This window comes from Pseudomonas sp. GL_117, assembly GCF_057835125.1.
Map to the genome: position 1 here is coordinate 5,808,445 of NZ_CM174418.1, position 20,956 is coordinate 5,829,400.

19 protein-coding genes are annotated in these 20,956 nt (G+C 62.0%); 11 read left to right on the plus strand and 8 right to left on the minus strand.

The window, feature by feature from the left end:
- Window positions 1-5: 5 nt before the first annotated feature.
- Genes ftsX through ftsY form a run of 3 tightly spaced genes read right to left on the minus strand, consistent with a single transcriptional unit; the run spans window position 6 to window position 3,114 of the window.
- A complete protein-coding gene (gene ftsX, locus AC3ISR_RS26635; RefSeq protein WP_192301245.1) occupies window positions 6-1,031 on the minus strand; it encodes a permease-like cell division protein FtsX in 1,026 nt (341 codons plus the stop codon).
- Entirely contained in the window at window positions 1,028-1,699 is a 672-nt protein-coding gene (ftsE, locus tag AC3ISR_RS26640; protein ID WP_135290290.1) for a cell division ATP-binding protein FtsE, read from the minus strand. Before ftsE ends, ftsX begins: the two co-directional genes overlap by 4 nt.
- Window positions 1,696-3,114 carry a signal recognition particle-docking protein FtsY gene (gene ftsY / locus AC3ISR_RS26645; protein ID WP_463983635.1) on the minus strand — a complete coding sequence of 473 codons (1,419 nt, stop codon included), beginning with the start codon at window positions 3,112-3,114 and terminating at the stop codon, window positions 1,696-1,698. Before ftsY ends, ftsE begins: the two co-directional genes overlap by 4 nt.
- A 338-nt stretch (window positions 3,115-3,452) precedes the next feature.
- On the opposite strand from ftsY, the gene AC3ISR_RS26650 reads away from it, so the two are divergent.
- From AC3ISR_RS26650 to AC3ISR_RS26665, 4 genes are all read left to right on the plus strand, one after another.
- Window positions 3,453-4,808 carry a M16 family metallopeptidase gene (locus tag AC3ISR_RS26650; protein ID WP_463983636.1) on the plus strand — a complete coding sequence of 452 codons (1,356 nt, stop codon included), beginning with the start codon at window positions 3,453-3,455 and terminating at the stop codon, window positions 4,806-4,808.
- Window positions 4,801-6,291, plus strand: coding sequence for a M16 family metallopeptidase (locus tag AC3ISR_RS26655; protein ID WP_305391684.1), 1,491 nt, complete (start codon window positions 4,801-4,803; stop codon window positions 6,289-6,291). The genes AC3ISR_RS26650 and AC3ISR_RS26655 overlap by 8 nt, the downstream gene beginning before the upstream one ends.
- A complete protein-coding gene (rsmD, locus tag AC3ISR_RS26660; protein ID WP_192301240.1) occupies window positions 6,291-6,908 on the plus strand; it encodes a 16S rRNA (guanine(966)-N(2))-methyltransferase RsmD in 618 nt (205 codons plus the stop codon). Before AC3ISR_RS26655 ends, rsmD begins: the two co-directional genes overlap by 1 nt.
- A 127-nt stretch (window positions 6,909-7,035) precedes the next feature.
- Window positions 7,036-8,031 carry a hydrolase gene (locus AC3ISR_RS26665; RefSeq protein WP_192297848.1) on the plus strand — a complete coding sequence of 332 codons (996 nt, stop codon included), beginning with the start codon at window positions 7,036-7,038 and terminating at the stop codon, window positions 8,029-8,031.
- A gap of 29 nt (window positions 8,032-8,060) precedes the next feature.
- On the opposite strand, the gene AC3ISR_RS26670 is transcribed toward AC3ISR_RS26665, so the two are convergent.
- Together AC3ISR_RS26670 and AC3ISR_RS26675 are read right to left on the minus strand one after the other, a co-directional pair.
- A complete protein-coding gene (locus tag AC3ISR_RS26670; protein WP_489324517.1) occupies window positions 8,061-8,915 on the minus strand; it encodes a sulfurtransferase in 855 nt (284 codons plus the stop codon).
- 33 nt (window positions 8,916-8,948) lie between these two features.
- Window positions 8,949-9,620 (minus strand): TetR/AcrR family transcriptional regulator, encoded by a 672-nt coding sequence (locus AC3ISR_RS26675; protein ID WP_192297850.1) that lies wholly within the window; start codon window positions 9,618-9,620, stop codon window positions 8,949-8,951.
- 147 nt (window positions 9,621-9,767) lie between these two features.
- On the opposite strand from AC3ISR_RS26675, the gene AC3ISR_RS26680 reads away from it, so the two are divergent.
- The 5 genes from AC3ISR_RS26680 (at window position 9,768) to AC3ISR_RS26700 (ending at window position 14,564) form a co-directional block, all read left to right on the plus strand.
- Window positions 9,768-11,195 carry a coniferyl aldehyde dehydrogenase gene (locus tag AC3ISR_RS26680; protein ID WP_463983638.1) on the plus strand — a complete coding sequence of 476 codons (1,428 nt, stop codon included), beginning with the start codon at window positions 9,768-9,770 and terminating at the stop codon, window positions 11,193-11,195.
- A gap of 28 nt (window positions 11,196-11,223) precedes the next feature.
- Window positions 11,224-11,769 carry a twin-arginine translocation pathway signal protein gene (locus AC3ISR_RS26685; RefSeq protein ID WP_463983639.1) on the plus strand — a complete coding sequence of 182 codons (546 nt, stop codon included), beginning with the start codon at window positions 11,224-11,226 and terminating at the stop codon, window positions 11,767-11,769.
- A gap of 167 nt (window positions 11,770-11,936) precedes the next feature.
- Window positions 11,937-13,532 (plus strand): GMC family oxidoreductase, encoded by a 1,596-nt coding sequence (locus tag AC3ISR_RS26690; RefSeq protein WP_305391687.1) that lies wholly within the window; start codon window positions 11,937-11,939, stop codon window positions 13,530-13,532.
- A gap of 103 nt (window positions 13,533-13,635) precedes the next feature.
- Complete coding sequence (gene coaD, locus AC3ISR_RS26695; protein WP_003176711.1) at window positions 13,636-14,115, plus strand: pantetheine-phosphate adenylyltransferase; 480 nt, start codon at window positions 13,636-13,638, stop codon at window positions 14,113-14,115.
- 197 nt (window positions 14,116-14,312) lie between these two features.
- The gene (locus AC3ISR_RS26700) at window positions 14,313-14,564 is read left to right on the plus strand and encodes a YfhL family 4Fe-4S dicluster ferredoxin (RefSeq protein WP_192297854.1); all 252 of its coding nucleotides are present in this window, start codon (window positions 14,313-14,315) and stop codon (window positions 14,562-14,564) included.
- A gap of 114 nt (window positions 14,565-14,678) precedes the next feature.
- Here AC3ISR_RS26700 and mutM read toward each other — a convergent pair whose 3' ends face one another.
- Together mutM and AC3ISR_RS26710 are read right to left on the minus strand one after the other, a co-directional pair.
- The gene (gene mutM, locus AC3ISR_RS26705) at window positions 14,679-15,491 is read right to left on the minus strand and encodes a bifunctional DNA-formamidopyrimidine glycosylase/DNA-(apurinic or apyrimidinic site) lyase (protein ID WP_305391688.1); all 813 of its coding nucleotides are present in this window, start codon (window positions 15,489-15,491) and stop codon (window positions 14,679-14,681) included.
- 21 nt (window positions 15,492-15,512) lie between these two features.
- A complete protein-coding gene (locus tag AC3ISR_RS26710; protein WP_192298234.1) occupies window positions 15,513-16,325 on the minus strand; it encodes an HDOD domain-containing protein in 813 nt (270 codons plus the stop codon).
- 279 nt (window positions 16,326-16,604) lie between these two features.
- On the opposite strand from AC3ISR_RS26710, the gene AC3ISR_RS26715 reads away from it, so the two are divergent.
- Window positions 16,605-17,801: a class I SAM-dependent rRNA methyltransferase gene (locus tag AC3ISR_RS26715; protein ID WP_005792302.1), complete on the plus strand. Its 1,197-nt coding sequence runs from the start codon at window positions 16,605-16,607 to the stop codon at window positions 17,799-17,801.
- A gap of 216 nt (window positions 17,802-18,017) precedes the next feature.
- Window positions 18,018-19,193 carry an MFS transporter gene (locus AC3ISR_RS26720; RefSeq protein WP_463983640.1) on the plus strand — a complete coding sequence of 392 codons (1,176 nt, stop codon included), beginning with the start codon at window positions 18,018-18,020 and terminating at the stop codon, window positions 19,191-19,193.
- Here AC3ISR_RS26720 and AC3ISR_RS26725 read toward each other — a convergent pair.
- Window positions 19,168-20,901 (minus strand): DUF4153 domain-containing protein, encoded by a 1,734-nt coding sequence (locus AC3ISR_RS26725; protein ID WP_463983641.1) that lies wholly within the window; start codon window positions 20,899-20,901, stop codon window positions 19,168-19,170. The genes AC3ISR_RS26720 and AC3ISR_RS26725 overlap by 26 nt on opposite strands.
- Between the last annotated feature and the right edge of the window lie 55 nt (window positions 20,902-20,956).

Below are 20,956 nucleotides of genomic sequence, written 5' to 3' on the forward strand. Positions count from 1 at the left end.
ATTAACTACTTCGGTGCCAGCTCACGTAAATGACGAGCGACCGCAATCCACGCACCGATATACCCCAACAATACCGCGCCAAGCAAGAGGCTCAGACCATCGGCTACCGGCACCCCGGCCAAGGCAAAATCGCTGCCGTACAAACCGGCCAGCCCGACAACCGCGTCGTTCAGCCAGTCCAGGCCAAACGCCAACAGTCCCCAGGAGAAAATCCCGGCACCGAAGCCATAAAGCGCGCCCATGTACAGAAAAGGACGACGCACATAGCTGTCCGTGCCGCCGACCAGTTTAATCACTTCTATCTCGGTGCGACGGTTTTCAATATGAAGACGAATGGTATTACCTATCACCAAAAGTAATGCAGACACCAACAGCACCGTCAGACCGAACACAAAACGATCGCCCAGCTTGAGGATTGCCGCCAGGCGCTCCACCCAGACTAGATCAAGTTGCGCCTGTTGCACCTTGGGCATCTCTGCGAGTTTTTGTCGCAGGGCCTCCAGGGTTGGCTTGTCGACTTCGTTTGGCGTCACCAGCACCACACCCGGCAGCGGGTTCTGCGGCAGTTCCTTGAGCGCCTCGCCCAGGCCGGATTGCTGCTGGAACTCCTCAAGCGCCTGATCGCGGCTGATGTACTCGGCCTCTGCCACGCCCGGGATGTTCTTGATCTGGTCGCGCAGCGCTTCGCCCTCTTTACTGCTGGCGTCGATATTCAGGTACAGCGAAATCTGCGCCGCACGCTGCCAGGAACCGCCCAGGCGCTCCACATTATTAAGCAGCAGCGACAAGCCCATCGGCAGGCTCAAGGCCACGGCCATCACCAGGCAGGTGAAAAAGCTGCCAATCGGCTGCTTGCCCAGGCGACGCAGGCTGTCGAGCAGGCTGGCGCGATGGCTTTCGATCCAGGCGCGCAGCAGCGTGCCGAAGTCCGGGCCGTCGTCATCGTCGTGTTTTTTCTTTTTCTGCGGTTGCGGGTCGGCGGCTTTCGGCGCCACGCGTTCGGAAACCTTGGGGCTGCGGGTAGCACTCATACGCCAGCCTCCCCGTCACCGATCAGGCGACCGCGTTGCAGGGTCAGCATGCGGTGGCGCATGCGCGCGATCAGCGCCAGGTCGTGACTGGCAATCAGCACGCTGGTGCCCAGGCGGTTGATGTCTTCGAACACGCCCATGATCTCGGCCGCCAGGCGCGGGTCGAGGTTACCGGTGGGTTCGTCCGCCAGCAGCAAGGCCGGGCGGTGGACGATGGCGCGGGCGATGCCGACGCGCTGTTGCTGGCCGGTGGACAGGTCGCCGGGGTAGAGGTCGGTCTTGTCCGACAGCGCCACGCGCTCCAGGGCCGAGTCCACGCGCTTGACGATCTCGGCCTTGGACAGCCCGAGGATCTGCAAGGGCAGCGCAACGTTGTTGAACACCGTGCGATCGAACAGCAACTGGTGGTTCTGGAACACCACGCCGATCTGACGGCGCAGGTACGGGATCTGTGCATTGCTGATGGTGGCCAGGTCCTGGCCGGCCAGCAGCAGTTTGCCCGTGGTCGGACGCTCCATGGCCAGCAACAGGCGCAGCAAGGTACTTTTACCGGCACCGGAATGACCGGTGACAAACAAGAATTCGCCGCGACGCACTCGAAAGCTCAGCTCATGCAAGCCCACATGCCCGTTGGCATAGCGTTTACCGACCTGTTCGAATCGAATCATGAACGCTCCCGCTCGGCGAAAAGTGCCTGTACAAAGGGTTCGGCTTCAAAGGTGCGCAGGTCGTCGATGCCTTCACCGACACCGATATAACGAATCGGCAACCCGAACTGTTTGGCCAGGGCAAAGATCACACCGCCCTTGGCCGTGCCGTCGAGCTTAGTCAATGCCAGGCCGGTCAGTTGCACCGTCTGGTTGAATTGTTTGGCCTGGCTGATGGCGTTCTGGCCGGTGCCGGCATCCAGCACCAGCAGTACTTCGTGCGGTGCGTCTGCGTCGAGCTTGCCGATCACGCGGCGGACCTTCTTCAGCTCTTCCATCAAATTGTCTTTGGTGTGCAGGCGGCCGGCGGTATCGGCGATCAGCACATCGATGTTGCGAGCCTTGGCGGCCTGCACGGCATCGAAGATCACCGAAGCGGAATCGGCACCCGTGTGCTGGGCGATCACCGGGATCTTGTTGCGCTCGCCCCACACTTGCAGCTGTTCCACGGCCGCGGCACGGAAGGTGTCGCCCGCCGCCAGCATGACTTTCTTGCCTTCGGACTGCAGCTTCTTGGCCAGCTTGCCGATGGTGGTGGTCTTGCCGGCGCCATTGACGCCAACCACCAGGATCACGAACGGTTTGTTCGGCGTGATCACCAACGGTGCTTCCACCGGCTTGAGCATCGCGGCCAGCTCGGCTTGCAGCGATTTGTAGAGGGCGTCGGCGTCGGTCAGTTGCTTGCGCGCGACCTTCTGGGTCAGGCTCTGGATGATCACGGCGGTGGCTTCGACACCCACGTCGGCGGTGAGCAGACGGGTCTCGATGTCTTCCAGCAACTCGTCGTCGATGACTTTCTTGCCGAGGAACAGACTGGCCATGCCTTCGCCGATGCTGGCGCTGGTCTTGCTCAGGCCTTGCTTGAGGCGGGCGAAAAAGCCGGTCTTGCTGGTTTCGGCAACGGCAACGGCAGCGACGACCGGCTCTGGCTCGACAACCGCAGGCACAGCGGCCTCGACCACAGCAACAGGCGCTGCGACTTCGACAACTGGCGGCGCCTGCACCACCACGTCTTCCACAGGTTCAACCACAGCAGGAATCGGTGGTGCTACGTGTTCGGCCTGAACGTCTTCAACCAACGCCACCGGCTCTTCGGCGACTGGCAGTTCCGGCCAAGGCTTATGCTCGGGTTCTGGCTCGGGTTCTGGCGCGGCCTCCACGACCGGCTGCAACACCGGCTCAACCAGTGGCAGTACCACCGGCGCAGGGGTTTCGACCATCGGTTCGGCGTCCACGATGGGCGCTGGAATCGGCTCAGGCTGTACCTGTGGCTGTTCGACGACGGTTTCCTGCGGCTTTTTGCGCAGCCATCCGAACAGGCCTTTTTTCTCGCCAGCCGCAGCTGGGCTCTTCTTGTCGTCGTTGGAACCAAACATGGAGGACGGCTATCTCAAGGTAGCGATGCGCCAGGGCGCCTCGGTAAATAAATTCGATGCAGAACAGACTGCTTTAAGGCTCGCTTGTTCATGCGCAACATTTTGTAAGGCGTAAATAAAGGCCTCTACAAATCGATTCAATATAGGACTGAAGCGATAAAATCGGCGAAAAGTGGAAGATCGTCGGGGAAACCGAGGGTCTATTCCAACATTCCTACGACTTGATCCGGGACAAGATGACTGCCGCAGTGGCCGTCCCTAAATCGGATCAGTATCCTAGCACCTCCTCGCCCGCCGACGCTAAGACCAAGCGGGCAGCCCAACAGGTTTAAAAACGAATGAATGCTCTAGCCCGCCGCGCCGCAGGCCTGCTGCTCAGCACAGTTTGTCTGCCCCTTTCAGCCTTGGCTGCCGACCCACAACCCACCCACGAATTCACCCTGGATAACGGCCTCAAAGTCGTCGTGCGCGAAGACCATCGTGCGCCAGTGGTGGTGTCCCAGGTCTGGTACAAGGTGGGCTCGAGCTACGAAACCCCGGGCCAGACCGGTTTGTCCCATGCCTTGGAACACATGATGTTCAAGGGCAGCGCCAAGGTCGGCCCCGGCGAAGCCTCGCTGATCCTGCGTGACCTGGGCGCCGAAGAGAACGCTTTTACCAGCGACGACTACACCGCCTACTACCAGGTACTGGCCCGTGACCGCCTGGGCGTCGCCTTCGAACTGGAAGCCGACCGCATGGCCAGCCTGCGCCTGCCGGCCGACGAGTTCAGCCGCGAAATCGAGGTCATCAAGGAAGAACGCCGCCTGCGCACCGACGACAACCCGATGTCCAAGGCCTACGAACGCTTCAAGGCCATGGCCTTCCCGGCCAGCGGCTATCACACGCCGACCATCGGCTGGATGGCTGACCTGGACCGCATGAAGGTCGAAGAACTGCGCCACTGGTATCAGGCCTGGTACGTGCCGAACAACGCCACCCTGGTGGTGGTCGGCGATGTGACCCTGGACGAGGTCAAGACCCTTGCCCAGCGCTACTTCGGCCCGATCCCCAAGCGTGACGTGCCACCGGCCAAGGTGCCGATGGAACTGGCCGAGCCCGGCGAGCGCCTGCTGACCATGAAAGTGCAGACCCAACTGCCCAGCGTGATCCTCGGCTTCAACGTGCCGGGCCTGGCCACCGCCGAAGACAAACGCTCGGTCCAGGCCTTGCGCCTGATCTCGGCGCTGCTGGACGGCGGCTACAGCGCACGCATCTCCGAACAGCTGGAGCGTGGTGAAGAGCTGGTCTCCGCCGCCTCCACCAACTACGACGCCTACACCCGTGGCGACAGCCTGTTCACCCTCTCGGCCACGCCGAACCAGCAGAAGAAAAAGACCATTGCCCAAGCCGAAGCCGGCCTGTGGCGCCTGCTGGATGAACTCAAGGCCAAGCCGCCAACCGCCGCAGAACTGGAACGCATCCGCGCCCAGGTCATCGCCGGGCTGGTCTACCAGCGTGACTCCATCACCAGCCAGGCCACGGCCATCGGCTCGCTGGAAACCGTCGGCCTGTCCTGGAAGCTGATGGACACCGAGCTTGCCGAACTGCAAAGCGTGACCCCGCAAGACATCCAGAAAGCCGCCCGCACCTACTTCACCCGCGAACGTCTCAGCGTCGCCCACGTACTGCCTGAGGAGACCGCTCATGAGTGATCGCAAAAGCAGCCGCCTGATCCTGCCCGGCCTGATCGCCGTCACCCTGGTCGCCGCCGGCGCCGTGTATTTCCTGCGCCCGAGCGAATCCATCGCCAGCCCGGCGCTGGAAAAAGCCCAATCGGCCAACAAGCTGCAATCCCTTGCGGAGCTGGACGGCAAGGCGCCGACCAACCGCAAGCTCGACGTACAAACCTGGACCACCGCCGAGGGCGCCAAAGTACTGTTCGTCGAAGCCCATGAACTGCCGATGTTCGACATGCGCATCCTGTTCGCCGCCGGCAGCAGCCAGGACGGCAACGTACCGGGCCTGGCGTTGATGACCAACGCCATGCTCAACGAAGGCGTGCCGGGCAAGGATGTCAGCCAGATCGCCCGCGACTTTGAAGGCCTGGGCGCAGACTTCGGCAATGGCGCCTTCCGCGACATGGCGCTGGTGTCGCTGCGCAGCCTGAGCGCCAGCGACAAGCGCGACGCCGCGCTGTCGCTGTTTGACGAGGTGATCGGCAAGCCGACGTTCCCGGCCGACTCCCTGGCCCGGATCAAGAACCAGATCCTCGCGGGCTTCGAATACCAGAAGCAAAACCCGGCCAAGCTGGCCAGCCTTGAGCTGTTCAAGCGTCTTTATGGCGACCACCCTTACGCGCACCCGAGCGAAGGCACTCCCGAGAGCGTTCCGAAGATCAGCCTGGCGCAGTTGCAGGCGTTTCACGCCAAGGCATACGCAGCGGGTAACGCCGTGATTGCGGTCGTAGGCGACCTCACCCGCGCCGAAGCCGAAGCCATGACCGCCAAGGTGTCCGCATCGCTGCCCAAAGGCCCGGCACTGGCGAAGATCGCCCAGCCGAGCGAGCCTAAAGCCGGCCTGAGCCATATCGAGTTTCCGTCCAAGCAGACACACCTGTTGTTCGCCCAGCTCGGCATCGATCGCACTGACCCGGACTACGCAGCCTTGTCCCTGGGCAACCAGATCCTCGGCGGCGGCGGTTTCGGCACGCGCCTGATGAGCGAAGTGCGCGAAAAACGCGGCCTGACCTACGGCGTCTACTCCGGCTTTTCCCCGATGCAGGCGCGCGGCCCGTTCATGATCAACCTGCAGACCCGAGCCGAAATGAGCGGCGGCACCCTGCGCCTGGTCGAGGATGTTGTCGCCGACTACCTCAAGACCGGCCCGACACAAAAGGAACTGGATGACGCCAAGCGCGAACTGGCCGGCAGTTTCCCTCTGTCTACCGCGAGCAACGCCGATATCGTCGGGCAGCTGGGTGCGATGGGTTTCTACAACCTGCCGCTGAGCTATCTGGAAGATTTCATGAAACAATCCCAGGCCCTGACCGTAGAGCAGGTCAAGGCTGCAATGAACAAACACTTGAGCGCCGACAAGATGGTCATCGTGACCGCCGGCCCGACGACTGCGCAAAAGCCACTACCGCCCCCCACTGATAAACCCGCCGAGCAGCCGCTCGGGGTTCCGGAGCATTAATGGCCAGTTCATCTCGCCCGAAAAAACCTGTCCACAACGTCCACAACGGTGTGGGCCAACTGCGCATCATTGGCGGTGAATGGGGCAGCCGCAAGCTGAGCTTCCCCGATGTCGTGGGCCTGCGCCCAACGCCGGATCGCGTGCGTGAAACCCTGTTCAACTGGCTCGCGCCGTACATCGGCGGCGCCAAGGTACTGGACCCGTTCGCAGGCAGCGGGGCGCTGTTCCTGGAGGCGCTGTCCCGTGGCGCCGCCCAGGCCCAGGCGCTGGACGCGAGCAACGTGGCGGTCTCCAGCCTCAAGGAACACCTGGGCACCCTGCGCTGCACCAACGGCCAGGTGCAGACCGCCGATGCCCTGCGCTACCTGGAAACCCAACCAGCCAGCGAGTACGACGTGGTGTTCCTCGACCCGCCGTTCAACCAGAACCTGCTGCCGACCGTGTGCACACTGCTGGAAGAGCGCCAATGGCTGGCTCCCGATGCGTGGATCTACACTGAAAGCGAGACCGCACCTTCCACACTGGGTCTGCCGGGCGCCTGGCGCCTGCACCGGGAGCAGAAGTCCGGTCGGGTGTATTACGCGTTGTGGCACCGCCTGGTCGAAAGCGCCGCCTAGCAGGACTCTGTGGTGAGCGGGCTTGCCCGCGCTGCGATCAACCAGGCGCCTCAAGCTAACCTGACACACCGCCGGCGCGGGGCGAGCCCGCTCACCACCATCGAGTTCGCCTGCTACCGAGATTCTCATGACTCCCTCTTCAGACCGGTTCAAACCCGCCTTCGGCCTCGGCAACCCCCACCTGCAAACGCTGTGGGGGCCGCTGTGGCGCCCCACTACCCATCTCGAACGCCAACGCGAACGCCTGTGGCTGGACGACGGTGACTTCCTCGACCTCGACTGGCACGGCCCCCACGACGCCCAAGCGCCGCTGGTGCTGGTGCTGCACGGGCTGACCGGTTCATCCAACTCGCCCTACGTCGCCGGCCTGCAAAAAGCCCTCGCCAGCCAAGGCTGGGCCAGCGCAGCGCTGAACTGGCGTGGTTGTTCGGGAGAGCCCAATCTACTGGCGCGCAGCTATCACTCGGGCGCCAGCGAAGACCTGGCCGCCGCAATTGCCCACCTGCGTGCCAAACGACCGTTGGCGCCGCTGTATGCCGTGGGGTATTCGCTGGGTGGCAACGTGCTGCTCAAGCACCTCGGTGAAACCGGCGGCGCCTGCGGGCTGCAAGGCGCGGCGGCGGTGTCGGTGCCCTTTCGCCTGGATCAATGCGCCGACCGCATCGGGCTGGGGTTTTCGCGGGTGTACCAGAAACACTTCATGCGCGAGATGCTCGCGTATATCCGCGTCAAGCAGAGCCGCTTCCTACAGGACGGCCGCGCGGACGGGCTGAAGACCCTGGAGGCCTTGGGCTCGCTGGAGAAGATGCGCACATTCTGGGATTTCGACGGGCGGGTGACTGCGCCACTGCATGGCTTCCTCAGTGCCGAGGACTATTACCGACGGGCGTCGAGTCGCTACTACTTGGGGGAAATCCGCACGCCGACGCTGATTATCCAGGCGGCGGATGATCCGTTCGTGTTTGCCCACAGCTTGCCTGAGGCCGCTGAGTTGTCGGATTGCACGGAGTTCGAATTGACCGCCAAAGGTGGGCATGTCGGATTTGTCGACGGCTCACTCAAGCGCCCGAGCTACTACCTCGAACGCCGCATCCCACAATGGCTACTGACACAACATCGGTAAAAATGTGGGGGGCTTACATCCCGAATAGCTCAATCGCCGGTTGCAATAGCCCGCGCCGGATCAGTAATCCACTCACTCCAAGACCCCGCATACAACTTACCCAATGGGTACCCCGCCAGGCTCAGGGCAAACAGGTTATGACACGCCGTCACCCCCGAACCGCAATAGGCCACCAACTCGTCCGGTGAGCGGCCTTGCAACTGATCAGCAAACCGTTGCTTGAGCTGCTCAACCGGCAGGAAACGCCCATCGCTGCCCAGGTTTTCACTGAACGCCGCGCACTGCGCCCCCGGAATATGCCCGGCAACCGGGTCGATCGGCTCAACCTCACCACGAAACCGCGCCTGTGCGCGGGCATCGATCAGGGTCAAACCTGGCTGGCCCAAGCGTTTTTGCAAGTGCTCGGCATCCAGTAGCAAACCGTTATCCGGCGTGCCGACAAAGGTGCCAGACGCAACCAGCGGCGCATCCAGGCTCAACGGGAAACCGGCGGCATGCCAGGCCTTGAGGCCACCATCGAGGATAAACACACCATCGCGCTTGCCCAACCAGGCCAGCAACCACCACGCCCGGGCGGCGTATGCGCCGGGGCCGTCGTCATACAGCACCACGTCGGTGTCGGCATTGATGCCCCACGCCTGCAGTTGTTGAAGCAGAACGTCCGCCGCCGGCAGTGGATGACGGCCGGTCACGCCTTTAATCACCGGGCCACTGAGGTGGCGCTCAAGGTCAGCGTACTGCGCGCCCTCGATATGCCCCTCGGCGTAGCTGCAACGCCCGTAATACGGGTCTTCGAGAGCAAAACGGCAATCCAGGATCACCAGCCCGGGCGACTTCTGGCGCTCGGCCAATTGGGTGGGGCTGATCAGTTGGGCAAGCGGCATGACGGACTCCTGTAAACAGATTCGGGAAAGGTCCTACTTCACTTCTTCCAGTGCCTGATTCAACGGCACGTAAAACTCTTTGAACAACGCATCCACCGCATCCTTGGCTTGGGGTGTGACAAACCCCGCCTCCAGCACCAGCACTTGATACACCCCGCGCTTGATCGCCTCGGCGCTCAAATGGGCGGAGTTTTCATTGGTGGTGCACAGGAAACGCACCCACGACGTAAGGATGATCCACGCATTGAGGGTCAGGGCTTCGGTTTGGATCGGGTCCATATTGAGGATGCCGGCATCGACAAACCCCCGGTAGATGGCGTTGCCCTGGGTCAGGCAGCGCTGGGAAAACCGCCGATAGCCAGTGGCCAGTTCCGGGTCGCTTTCCAGCAAGTGTTCAAGGTCGCGATGCAGAAAACGATAGCGCCACATGCCGGCCAGCAGGGCCTGCAAGTAGAAGCGCTTGTCTTCAACGGTGGCGGCGCGCCCCTGGGGCGGGCGCAGAAAACTGTCTACCAGGGCTTCGTATTCACGAAACAGCACGGCGATGATCGCCTGCTTGTTGGGGAAGTGGTAGTACAGGTTGCCCGGCGAAATCTCCATGTGGGCGGCGATGTGGTTGGTGCTGATACTGCGCTCGCCCTGCTGGTTAAAAAGCTCCAGGCTGGTTTGCACAATGCGCTCGCTGGTCTTTACTCGTGGTGCCATAGGGGAATCAGCTTCTATACACGTGATGGGGCATCTTACGGCCTATCCCGGCCAGGATAAATCTGCATGTTGCTGCAATGTTATTTGACAATTTAGAGCAATGACTCTAAAAATCCAGGCAGACCTATAACAACCGGGAACTGCGCCATGTCTGCCAACGTTGCCTACCTGCAAGATTCCCAGGCGCTGGATCAACTCCAGGACCTGTTCGACGCCCAACAGCGCGCCTATGCCGCCAACCCGATGCCGCCGGCGGCGCAACGCCAGCAGTGGCTCAAGGCCTTGCGCGACGTGCTCAGCGACGAACGCCAAGCGTTGATCAACGCGATCAGCCAGGACTTCAGCCACCGCAGCGCCGACGAAACCCTGTTCGCCGAACTGATGCCCAGCCTGCATGGCATTCACTACGCCAGCAAACACCTCAAGGGCTGGATGAAGCCTTCGCGCCGCGCGGTAGGCCTGGCCTTCCAGCCCGCGTCAGCCAAAGTCATCTATCAACCGCTGGGCGTGGTCGGGGTGATCGTGCCTTGGAATTACCCGCTGTACCTGGCCATCGGCCCGCTGGTCGGTGCATTGGCCGCCGGTAACCGGGTGATGCTCAAGCTCAGCGAATCCACCCCGGCCACCGGCGAACTGCTCAAGACGCTGCTGGCGAAGATCTTTCCCGAAGACCTGGTATGCGTGGTGCTGGGCGAAGCAGAAGTGGGCATGGCGTTTTCCAGGCTGCGTTTCGACCACCTGCTGTTCACCGGCGCCACCAGCATCGGCAAGCACGTGATGCGCGCGGCGGCCGAGCACCTCACGCCGGTCACCCTGGAGCTGGGCGGCAAGTCGCCGGCCATCGTGTCCGCCGATGTGCCGCTCAAGGACGCCGCCGAACGCATCGCCTTCGGCAAAGCCTTGAACGCCGGGCAGACCTGCGTGGCGCCGGACTACGTGCTGGTCCCGGAAGAGCGTGTGGAAGGGTTCGTCGAGGCCTACACCCAAGCCATTCGCGGGTTTTATCCGACCCTGGCAGACAACCCGGACTACACCGCCATCATCAACGAACGGCAATTGGCGCGGCTCAATGCCTACACCAAGGACGCCACCGACAAAGGCGCCACCCTGATCCCGCTGTATGAGCAAGGCCAGGCACGGCGCATGGCCCACAGCCTGCTGCTGAATGTCAGCGACGACATGACGGTGATGCAGGACGAGATCTTCGGCCCGCTGCTGCCTATCGTGCCCTATCGCGGCCTCGACCAGGCCTTTGCCTACATCAACCAGCGCCCTCGCCCGCTGGCCCTGTATTACTTCGGCTACAACAAGCGCGAACAGGAGCGTGTGTTGCACGAGACCCATTCCGGCGGCGTGTGCCTGAACGACACCCTGCTGCACGTGGCCCAGGACGACATGCCATTTGGCGGCATCGGCCCCTCGGGCATGGGCCACTACCACGGTCACGAAGGCTTTCTCACCTTCAGCAAGGCCAAGGGCGTGCTGGTGAAACAGCGCCTGAACGCCGCGAAATTGATCTACCCGCCGTACGGAAAATCCATCCAGAAGTTGATCCAGAAGCTGTTTATCCGCTGATCACGCCACTCTCGGGATAACAATAACAATGAACCCCAGCCTGACTGAAACACCCGCGCTGTCACGGCGCGGCGTCTTGAAAATCGGCCTGTGCGCCAGCGCCTTCCTGGCCACCGCCGGGCTTGGCGCCAGCCTCAGCGGCTGCTCCAGCAGCACGCCGGCCAGCGGTTTTGTGATGTTGCGCAGCAGTGATTTGCCGTTCCTGCGCGCCGTCATCCCGGTGCTGCTTGAAGGCGTGGCCAGCGCCCAGGAAGTCGCCAGCGCAATCGAAGACACGCTGAAAAAGCTCGACTTCAGCCTGCAACGCCTGTCGCCGGAGATGTTCAAGCTCACCCAGCAACTGTTCGACGTGCTGGGCATGGGCATCACCCGCGGACCGTTGACCGGGATCTGGGGCAGTTGGGAAAACGCCAGCAGCGAGCAGATCCGCAATTTCCTGCACCGCTGGGAGAACAGTTACCTGAACCTGTTGCGCATGGGCCAGGGCTCGCTGCTCAAGCTGCTGATCATGGCGTGGTACTTCCAGCCGGCGTCGTGGGCCCACTGCGGCTATCCCGGGCCGCCGAAGATCTAGCGTTGATAACCCCATCAAAACTGTGGGAGCTGGCTTGCCTGCGATGGCGGTGCATCAGTGAAGGCGGTATTGGCTGACCCACCGCCTTCGCGGGCAAGCCCGCTCCCACAGGGGGTTTGCAGTGAATGCCTGAACTCAACTTCGTACAAAAATAAGAGTGCATGTCTATGCCCGTACCCGATCTGTTCCGTGATGGCCTGGCCCGTGGCTGGAAAACCCACAATGGCGCTGCCCTCGACAGCGACCTGACCCTGGAAGCCGACGTAGCCATTATCGGCAGCGGCGCCGGGGGCGGTACCACCGCCGAAATCCTCAGTGCCGCCGGCTACAAAGTGTTGCTGATCGAGGAAGGCCCGCTCAAGACCAGCAGCGACTTCAAGCTGCTTGAAGACGAGGCCTACACCAGCCTGTACCAGGAAGGCATCGGCCGCATGAGCAAGGACGGTGCGATCACCATCCTGCAAGGTCGGGCGGTAGGCGGCACCACGCTGATCAACTGGACATCGAGCTTTCGCACACCAGACGCCACCCTTTCCCACTGGGCCAGCGAATACGCGGTGAAGGGCCACAGCAGCGCCGAGATGGCGCCGTGGTTTGAAAAAATGGAGCAGCGCCTGGGCATCGCCCCCTGGGCCATGCCGCCGAATGCCAACAACGAGGTGATCCGCAAAGGCTGCGAGAAGCTCGGCTACAGCTGGCACGTGATCCCGCGCAACGTGCGTGGCTGCTTCAACCTGGGGTATTGCGGCATGGGGTGCCCGGTCAACGCCAAGCAATCGATGCTGGTGACCACGATCCCGTCCACCCTGGAAAAAGGCGGTGAGCTGCTCTACCTCGCCCGCGCCGAACGCCTGAAATTCACCGGCGACACCATCAGCAGCCTGGAATGCGTGGCGATGGACGCCCTGTGCGTGGCGCCCACAGGGCGCAGGATCAGCGTGAAGGCCAAGCACTACGTGCTGTCTGGCGGCGGCATCAACAGCCCGGCCCTACTGATGCGCTCGGACGCGCCCGACCCGCACTCGCGCCTGGGCAAGCGGACCTTTTTGCACCTGGTGAATTTTTCCGCCGGGCTGTTCGACGAGGTGATCAACCCGTTCTACGGCGCACCGCAGTCGATCTACTCCGACCATTTCCAATGGCAGGACGGCACCACCGGCAAAATGTCGTACAAGCTTGAGGCGCCGCCCCTGCACCCGGCGCTGGCCAGTACCCTGCTCGGTGGCTACGGCACGCAAAACGCCCTGGACATGAGCCAACTGCCCAATACCCACGCGATGCTCGCCCTGCTGCGCGACGGCTTTCACCCCGACAGCCCCGGTGGCAACGTGGAGTTGCGCGGCGACGGTACGCCGGTGCTCGACTATCAGGTCTCGGACTACGCCTGGGACGGCCTGCGCCGGGCATTCCACAGCATGGCCGAGATTCAGTTCGCCGCGGGCGCCAAGTCGGTCAAGCCGCTGCATCACGATGCGCGCTACGTCAAAACCCTGGCCGAAGCCCGTACCCTGATCGAAGGCCTGAAGCTGGAACTGCACCGCACCTGCCTGGGCAGCGCCCATGTGATGGGCGGTTGCGCCATGGGCGAAGAGCCGAAAAATGCGGTGGCCGACAGCCTCGGGCGCCATCACCAATTACGCAACCTGTCGATCCACGATGGCTCGCTATTCCCCACCAGCATTGGGGCAAACCCGCAATTGTCGGTGTATGGATTGACCGCGCAATTGGCCACGGCCTTGGCCGAACGTCTGAAAACAGCGTGAAAAAACGTCGGATAAGCGGCCTCTATCTACATAAGTCGACTTGGCCGACCGGGATGGCTGCGATACCATCCGGTTCCCCAACGGACTCCGCCAGGACGACGCGATGAACCGAGTGTTGTACCCAGGTACTTTCGACCCGATTACCAAAGGCCATGGCGATCTGGTCGAACGCGCCTCACGCTTGTTCGACCATGTGATCATCGCGGTCGCAGCCAGCCCCAAGAAAAACCCGCTGTTCCCCCTGGAACAGCGCGTGGAGCTGGCGCGTGAAGTCACCAAGCACCTGCCCAATGTGGAAGTGGTGGGCTTCTCGACGCTGCTGGCGCATTTCGCCAAAGAGCAGAATGCCAATGTGTTCCTGCGCGGCCTGCGCGCGGTGTCGGACTTCGAATACGAATTCCAGCTGGCCAACATGAACCGCCAACTGGCGCCGGATGTGGAGAGCCTGTTTCTCACGCCGTCGGAACGTTATTCGTTCATTTCCTCGACGTTGGTTCGTGAAATCGCCGCGTTGGGTGGAGATATCACCAAGTTCGTCCACCCGGCCGTCGCCGATGCACTGACCCTGCGCTTCAAGAAGTAACTTGGCCCGTAGTGAGCGGGCTTGCCCGCGCCCGCGGTGTGTCAGGTTAGCTTGAGGCGCCTGGTCGATCGCAGCGCGGGGCAAGCCCGCTCACTACAGCCATAGGTCAGAGCTGCTCGCACTGCGGCCGCCAATGCGGCACAATTGCGCGCATTAGTTTTCAGATGCCCTGGCTGACAGCCCTGGCAGGAGTTTCCATGTCCCTGATCATCACCGACGATTGCATCAACTGCGACGTCTGCGAACCCGAGTGCCCGAACGCTGCCATTTCCCAAGGTGAAGAGATCTACGTGATCGATCCGAACCTGTGCACGCAGTGCGTCGGCCACTATGACGAACCTCAGTGCCAGCAGGTCTGCCCGGTGGATTGCATTCCGCTGGATGAAGCCCATCCGGAATCGCAAGAGCAGTTGATGGAGAAGTACCGCAAGATTACTGGCAAGGCTTAAGGGCCTCTTCGCGAGCAAGCCCGCTCCCACAGTTAACCGAGTTCCAACATGAGAATGCGGTCGAATGTGGGAGCGGGCTTGCTCGCGAAGGCGTCATCAGCCATCACCGAGCAATCAGCTCTGACACCTTGGGCAAAACACACTCGCCCGCTGCCCCAGCACCACATTGCGCAACTCAGTCCCGCACACCTTGCACGCCTCGTTCCCCCGGCCATAGACAAACAGCTCCTGCTGGAAGTACCCCGGCTGCCCGTCCCCACCGATAAAGTCGCGCAATGTCGTACCGCCCCGCTCGATCGCAGCGGCCAGGATGCGCTTGATCTCGATCGCCAGCTTTAAATAGCGCCCACGGGAAATACCGCCCGCCGCACGACGCGGATCAATCCCCGCCGCAAACAACGCCTCGGTCGCATAGATGTTGCCCACGCCAACCACCACCGCGTTGTCCATGATGAACGGCTTCACCGCCATCGACTTGCCGCGAGACAGTTGAAACAAACGCTCACCGTCGAACAGGTCGGTCAACGGCTCCGGCCCCAGGCGCAGCAGCAGCTCGTGGTTGTGCGGGTCCTGGCTCCAGAGCATCGCGCCAAAGCGCCGCGGGTCGGTGTAGCGCAGGGCCAGGCCAGACTCCAGCTCGATGTCCACATGCTCATGCTTGGCCGCTGGCATGCCGACCTCCACCAGGCGCAGGTTGCCCGACATGCCCAGGTGGCTGATCAAGGTGCCCACTTCGGCATTGATCAACAGGTACTTGGCGCGCCGCTCCACCAGCACGATGCGCTGCCCGGACAGGCGCACATCCAGGTCTTCCGGGATCGGCCAGCGCAGGCGCCGCTCACGGACCACCACACGGCTGACGCGCTGGCCTTCCAGGTGCGGCGCAATTCCGCGCCGGGTGGTTTCGACTTCAGGTAACTCGGGCATGTGTACCTCGTGAAAGAAGGGTCAGTGGGCGCCCAGTTCGCGGATAGACAACTTCATGCTTTCGAAGTCGTAGTCCGACAGGCCCACGTAGTCCAGCACCAGATGGCCGATGGCATTCCACTCATGATCGACAGTCTGGTTGCCCAACACGCGGTACGACGAGCCGATGTGCTCGGCCATTTTGAGGATCGCCAGCAGGTTTTTCAGCTGCGGATTGCGCGACGATTCATCGCTGAAGATCGCCAGGGCGTTGTGGTGGTTGGCGATGGCGTCGGTCACATGCTCCGGCAAGCGCCAGGACTTGGCGGTGTAGTAGCCGACCACCGCGTGGTTGGTGTTGAACGCGTTGTTCTCGGTGTCGACCACGCGGCAGTCGGGGCCGGCGTTGGCATAGGCCTCTTCGAGCACCGTCATGTAGTTGGGGAAGCGCTTGAGCATCAGCGGCACGCCGCAATCGTGGAACAGGCCGAGGGCGTAAGCCTCGTCCACCGCCTGGGCGCCGATGCGCTTGGCCAGGGTCAGGCAGGTCATGGCCACGTCCTGGGCAGTGTCCCAGAAGCGGTTGAGGGTGACGATGGTGTCGTCGCTCATCTCGCCCTTGATCGACAGGGCGTTGATCAGGTTGATGATCGAACGGCTGCCCAGCAGGTTCACGGCGCGCTGGATCGAGGCGATCTTGTTGCTCAAGCCGTAATACGACGAGTTGACGATCTTCAGCAACGCGCCGGACAGGCCTGGGTCCTGGGCGATCAGCCGGGCGATCACTTCCAGGTCCGGGTCAGGCATGTACTGCTCCATCTGCAGATCCACCATGATCTGCGGTTGAGGCGGCACACTGATGCCTTGCAGGGCCTGCTGGATCTGTTCGGCGGATAGCTCTTGGGACATAAGTACTTACTCTGGGCTAGGCGGGGATTCTAACCCCTAAGCAAACCTGACCGACACCTCAAAAACCCGAACGGGAACCCGATCCAAGGTGGGAGCTGGCTTGCCTGCGATGGCCTCACCGCCGTACGTCAGATACACCGCGCCGTCTGCATCGCAGGCAAGCCAGCTCCCACATGAAACGGCGTGCAACAGGTATACTCCCGCTCTTTTTTCCGGAGCGACGTCATGTCCCTGCCAAGCCTGCGTCTCAAAGCCAACGCCGATCGTCGTTTGCGCAACGGCCACCTGTGGGTCTACAGCAACGAAATCGACGTGGCCGCCACCCCACTCCACGGCTTCCAGGCAGGCGACCAGGCTATCCTGGAAGCGGCCGGCGGCAAGACCCTGGGCATCGTGGCCATGAGCCCGAACAACCTGATCTGCGCCCGCCTGCTGTCGCGCGACATCAAGTTGCCGCTGGACAAGTCGCTGCTGGTGCACCGCCTGAACGTCGCCCTGTCCCTGCGTGACCGCCTGTTCGACAAGCCGTTCTACCGCCTGGTCTACGGCGATTCCGACCTGTTGCCAGGCCTGGTGGTCGACCGTTTCGGCGACATCCTGGTGGTACAGATCGCCTCGGCGACCATGGAAGCCCATAAAGAAGACGTGATCGCCGCCCTGACCCAAGTGCTCAAACCCAGCGGCATCCTGTTCAAGAACGACTCCGCCGCGCGCGACGCCGAAGGCCTCAACCGTTACGTCGAAACCGTGTTCGGCCTGGTGCCGGAGTGGGTGGCGCTGGAAGAAAACGGCGTGAAATTCGAAGCCCCGGTGATCCAGGGCCAGAAAACCGGCTGGTTCTACGACCACCGCATGAACCGCGCGCGCCTGGCCCCTTACGCCAAGGGCAAGCGCGTACTGGACCTGTACAGCTACATCGGCGGCTGGGGCGTGCAAGCCGCGGCCTTTGGCGCCAGTGAAGTGTTCTGCGTCGACGCCTCGGCCTTCGCCCTCGACGGCGTGGAACGCAACGCCGCGCTGAACGGCTTCGCCGAGAAAATGACCTGCATCGAAGGCGACGTGTTTGAAGCCTTGAAAGAACTGAAAGCCAGCGAAGAACGCTTCGACGTGATCGTCGCCGACCCACCGGCCTTCATCAAACGCAAAAAAGACATGAAGAACGGCGAAGGCGCCTACCGCCGCCTGAACGAGCAAGCCATGCGCCTGCTCAGCAAAGACGGCATCCTCGTCAGCGCTTCGTGCTCCATGCACCTGCCGGAAGACGACCTGCAAAACATCCTGCTGACCAGCGCCCGCCACCTGGACCGCAATATCCAGATGCTCGAACGCGGCGGCCAGGGCCCGGATCACCCGGTGCATCCGGCGATTGTCGAGACGCGCTACATCAAGAGCATCACGTGCCGGTTGTTGCCTAATAGCTAAGTAAAGCTAGAACGCAGATCAAAATGTGGGAGCGGGCTTGCTCGCGAATGCGGTGGATCAGTGAAAGATAGGCTGACTGACACACCGCTTTCGCGAGCAAGCCCGCTCCCACACTTTTTTGCGACGTGTCAGGACCTTTTTCGTGCCACGACGATTGAATTCCACTTTCCGCAGACTAGTATCGATTTCTGGTTCTACTCCGGGAAAACAAAAACAATGTCTGGGCCCGCCCTCTCGCGCTTCATCCTGATCACCTGCATTTCCCTGATCAGCTTCTTTCCGATCAATATCCTGCTGCCCTCCTTCCCCGCCCTGTCCGCCCACTTCGATACGCCCACCGCTGACATCGCGCTGTCCATCAGCCTGTTCACGCTGGTCTTTGCGGTCTCGCAACTGGTGGCTGGCCCGCTGTCGGATAAATGGGGGCGCAAGGAAGTGCTGATCGGCTGCATCAGCCTGTCGATCCTCGGCGCCATCGGTTGCGCATGGGCGCCGGATTACCTGAGCTTCCTGCTGTTTCGCAGTGTCCAGGCCATGGGCTGTGGATTTTTCGTGCTGGGTCACGCGCTGGTGGAAGACCTGTTCGACGAACAAGACCGCGCCCGCATACGCCTGTATTACATGACCTTGAGCGGCTCGTTTGTCGCGCTGTCACCGCTGATCGGCTCCTGGCTGCAAACCACCTTCGACTGGCAAGGCAGTTTCTACGGCTTTGCCCTGATGGCCCTGGGCATGTTGATCCACGCGGCCTGCATCCTGCCGTCGAAGGCCGCCAGCCCGCACCGCGCCGCCGTTTCCATCATCGGCACGCTGAAAGCCGTCGGCAAAAATCGTGATTTCCTACGCTACTGGTGGATCGCCGCGCTGGTGTTCGCCTGCTACTTCGCGCTGATCAGCGTGACACCGCTGATCTTCATGGACACGCTGCAGCTTTCCGAATACCAATACGCGCTGGTGCTGATGGTGTACGGCGTGGCCTACCTGCTCGGCGGCGTCGTGGCGTCGTATTTGCAGAAGCGCATCACGCTGTCCCGGCAGATCAACATCGGCCTCGGCTTGCTGAGTGTCGCCGGGGGGCTGCTGACATTGATTGTCGGCATGCGCGCCATCACCACGGTGACCTTGCTGATCCCGATGCTGATCAGCGCCCTGGCCGTGACACTGGTAAGACCCGCCGCGATTTCCGCAGCGATGCTGCTGTTTTCCAGCAGCGCCGGCACGGCCGCGTCGGCGGGCAACAGCATCATGTTCCTCACCGCCGCCGTCAGCAGCGCGGCGCTGGCCCAGGCCGGCGATCGTCTACTGCTGACCATCGCCCTCAGTTTTATCGTGCTCAGCCTATGGGGGTTGCTGACCAACCGGCAGACTACGGCTCGCGCATTACCGGCGTGAGCAGCATGTCACTGGTCTGCAACTGCCGGTAACGCGGTTTGACCAGCTCGATCCTGCCGATGCGGATGTCGTGGATCAGCGTTTCGGTGTCCACATAGCCGTCCGGCAGTTGCGTCCAGACCAGTGGGCCGCGATCGTCCCATTGGCCCTTCTCATCCAGGACAAAAATGCGCGGTGGCTTGGAGTCTTGGCGGTAGCCGGTGTTCGGAATCGCCAGCACTTCGGGCTGGCCATCCAGGTCGAGATCCACTGCCCACAACACACACTTGGACTCGCACGGTGAGTCGGTTTCCAGGCTCAGTTCGGCAAACTGTTCGTTGCCCTTGGGCTTGGGGCCGATCCATTCCAGTTCGGCCTTGGGCCGCTGGGCGCGCTCCTTGGCATATTGCTCGCTGAAACTCAGCGCCGTGTCGTCCATCCGTTCGCGCAAGACGCGACGGGAGTCCGCGTCGAGAATGCGCTCTTTATCCAGATCCTCCTGCAACCGGGCGTAAGCCTCCTCGCCGGCCTTCTCCAGGCCAAAACGCAGGTAGCGCGCATCAAAGGCCTCAGCCTTGGTGCGTCCGTCGAGCAAGCGTTGCACCTGATCATTCACACTGATCTGTACCGGGTTAAGCAGTGGCGTGTTGATCAACACCACCAGCGCACAAAACAGCAACGCCAGTGCCGGGTTGGTCACGCGCAAGTTGCCCAGCCACACAGGCTTACGCAGCACCACCGCCCACACCGCCGCCAGGCCATACAAACCACACAGCAACGCCGCCGCCAACGCGATGAAACGTTGCGGCGACAACGCGTATTGCTCGACCCGCAGCCAGCTCGAATAAAACGCCAGCGCCGCGAGGACCGGCAGGCACAACAGGCTCAACTCGATAAACCGCGTCAGCCACTGGGGATAGGGCCGCGGCTGCCGGCCATCCTGGAACACCCCATTGAGCAGGAACAACTGCGCACCGGCCAACACCAGCAAAATCGGCGTGGAGTAGCCCGTGGCCCAGATCCGCCCGAGCCCGGTAAACGGCAGGGCCAGGGTAAACAGCACGCTAATCAACGCGATCAACGGCAGCAGCAAACCACAGGCGCTGAGCAGCATGCTGCGCATCTGGCCGATGACCTTCTCGCTGCGCGCCGCCAAGTACATACCGAGCGCGAACACCAGCGGCAGGGCGAAACACAGGAACAACTCACTCCAGAAGTGCCGCTCGAAAAACTCGATGCCCAGCATCAGGAACAGACGGCTCCACAGCTTGAGCAACGCCATGAACAGCCCCACCAGGATCAGCGCGTAGAGCACGATAAACACGCTGTTCCAGGCTTGCTGGAACAGGTCTTCATAGCGCCAGCGCTGGCCTTTGGCCGAGGGCCAGGCGAACAGGAAGCTGGCGCAGACGTAACTCAGCACTACCACACTGATAAACCACGAGTTGATCGCCCAACGGTCGTCGCCGATATGCTCGACGCCATAACACACCCACAGCGTCATGCCGCCCATCAGCAGGGTGAACAGCAGCGTCGGCAACAGCGAACGCCAGTGCCGGACTTTTTCCCCGAGCAACTGCAACGTGGTGCCGCCCACCAGGACCAGGGTGTAGGTGACAAAAAACAGCGCTTCGTTCAAGCGATAAAGCTGGTCGGAGTAATAGAAGGCGATTCCCTGGACCAGGCCGATCAGCAGGTAGAAGCCAAGAAAACGATTGATACCGGGCATTCCAGTTCCTTTGGAGTTGGGAGGGGCAAAAAAGGCCGCCAGTCTAAACAAAGCC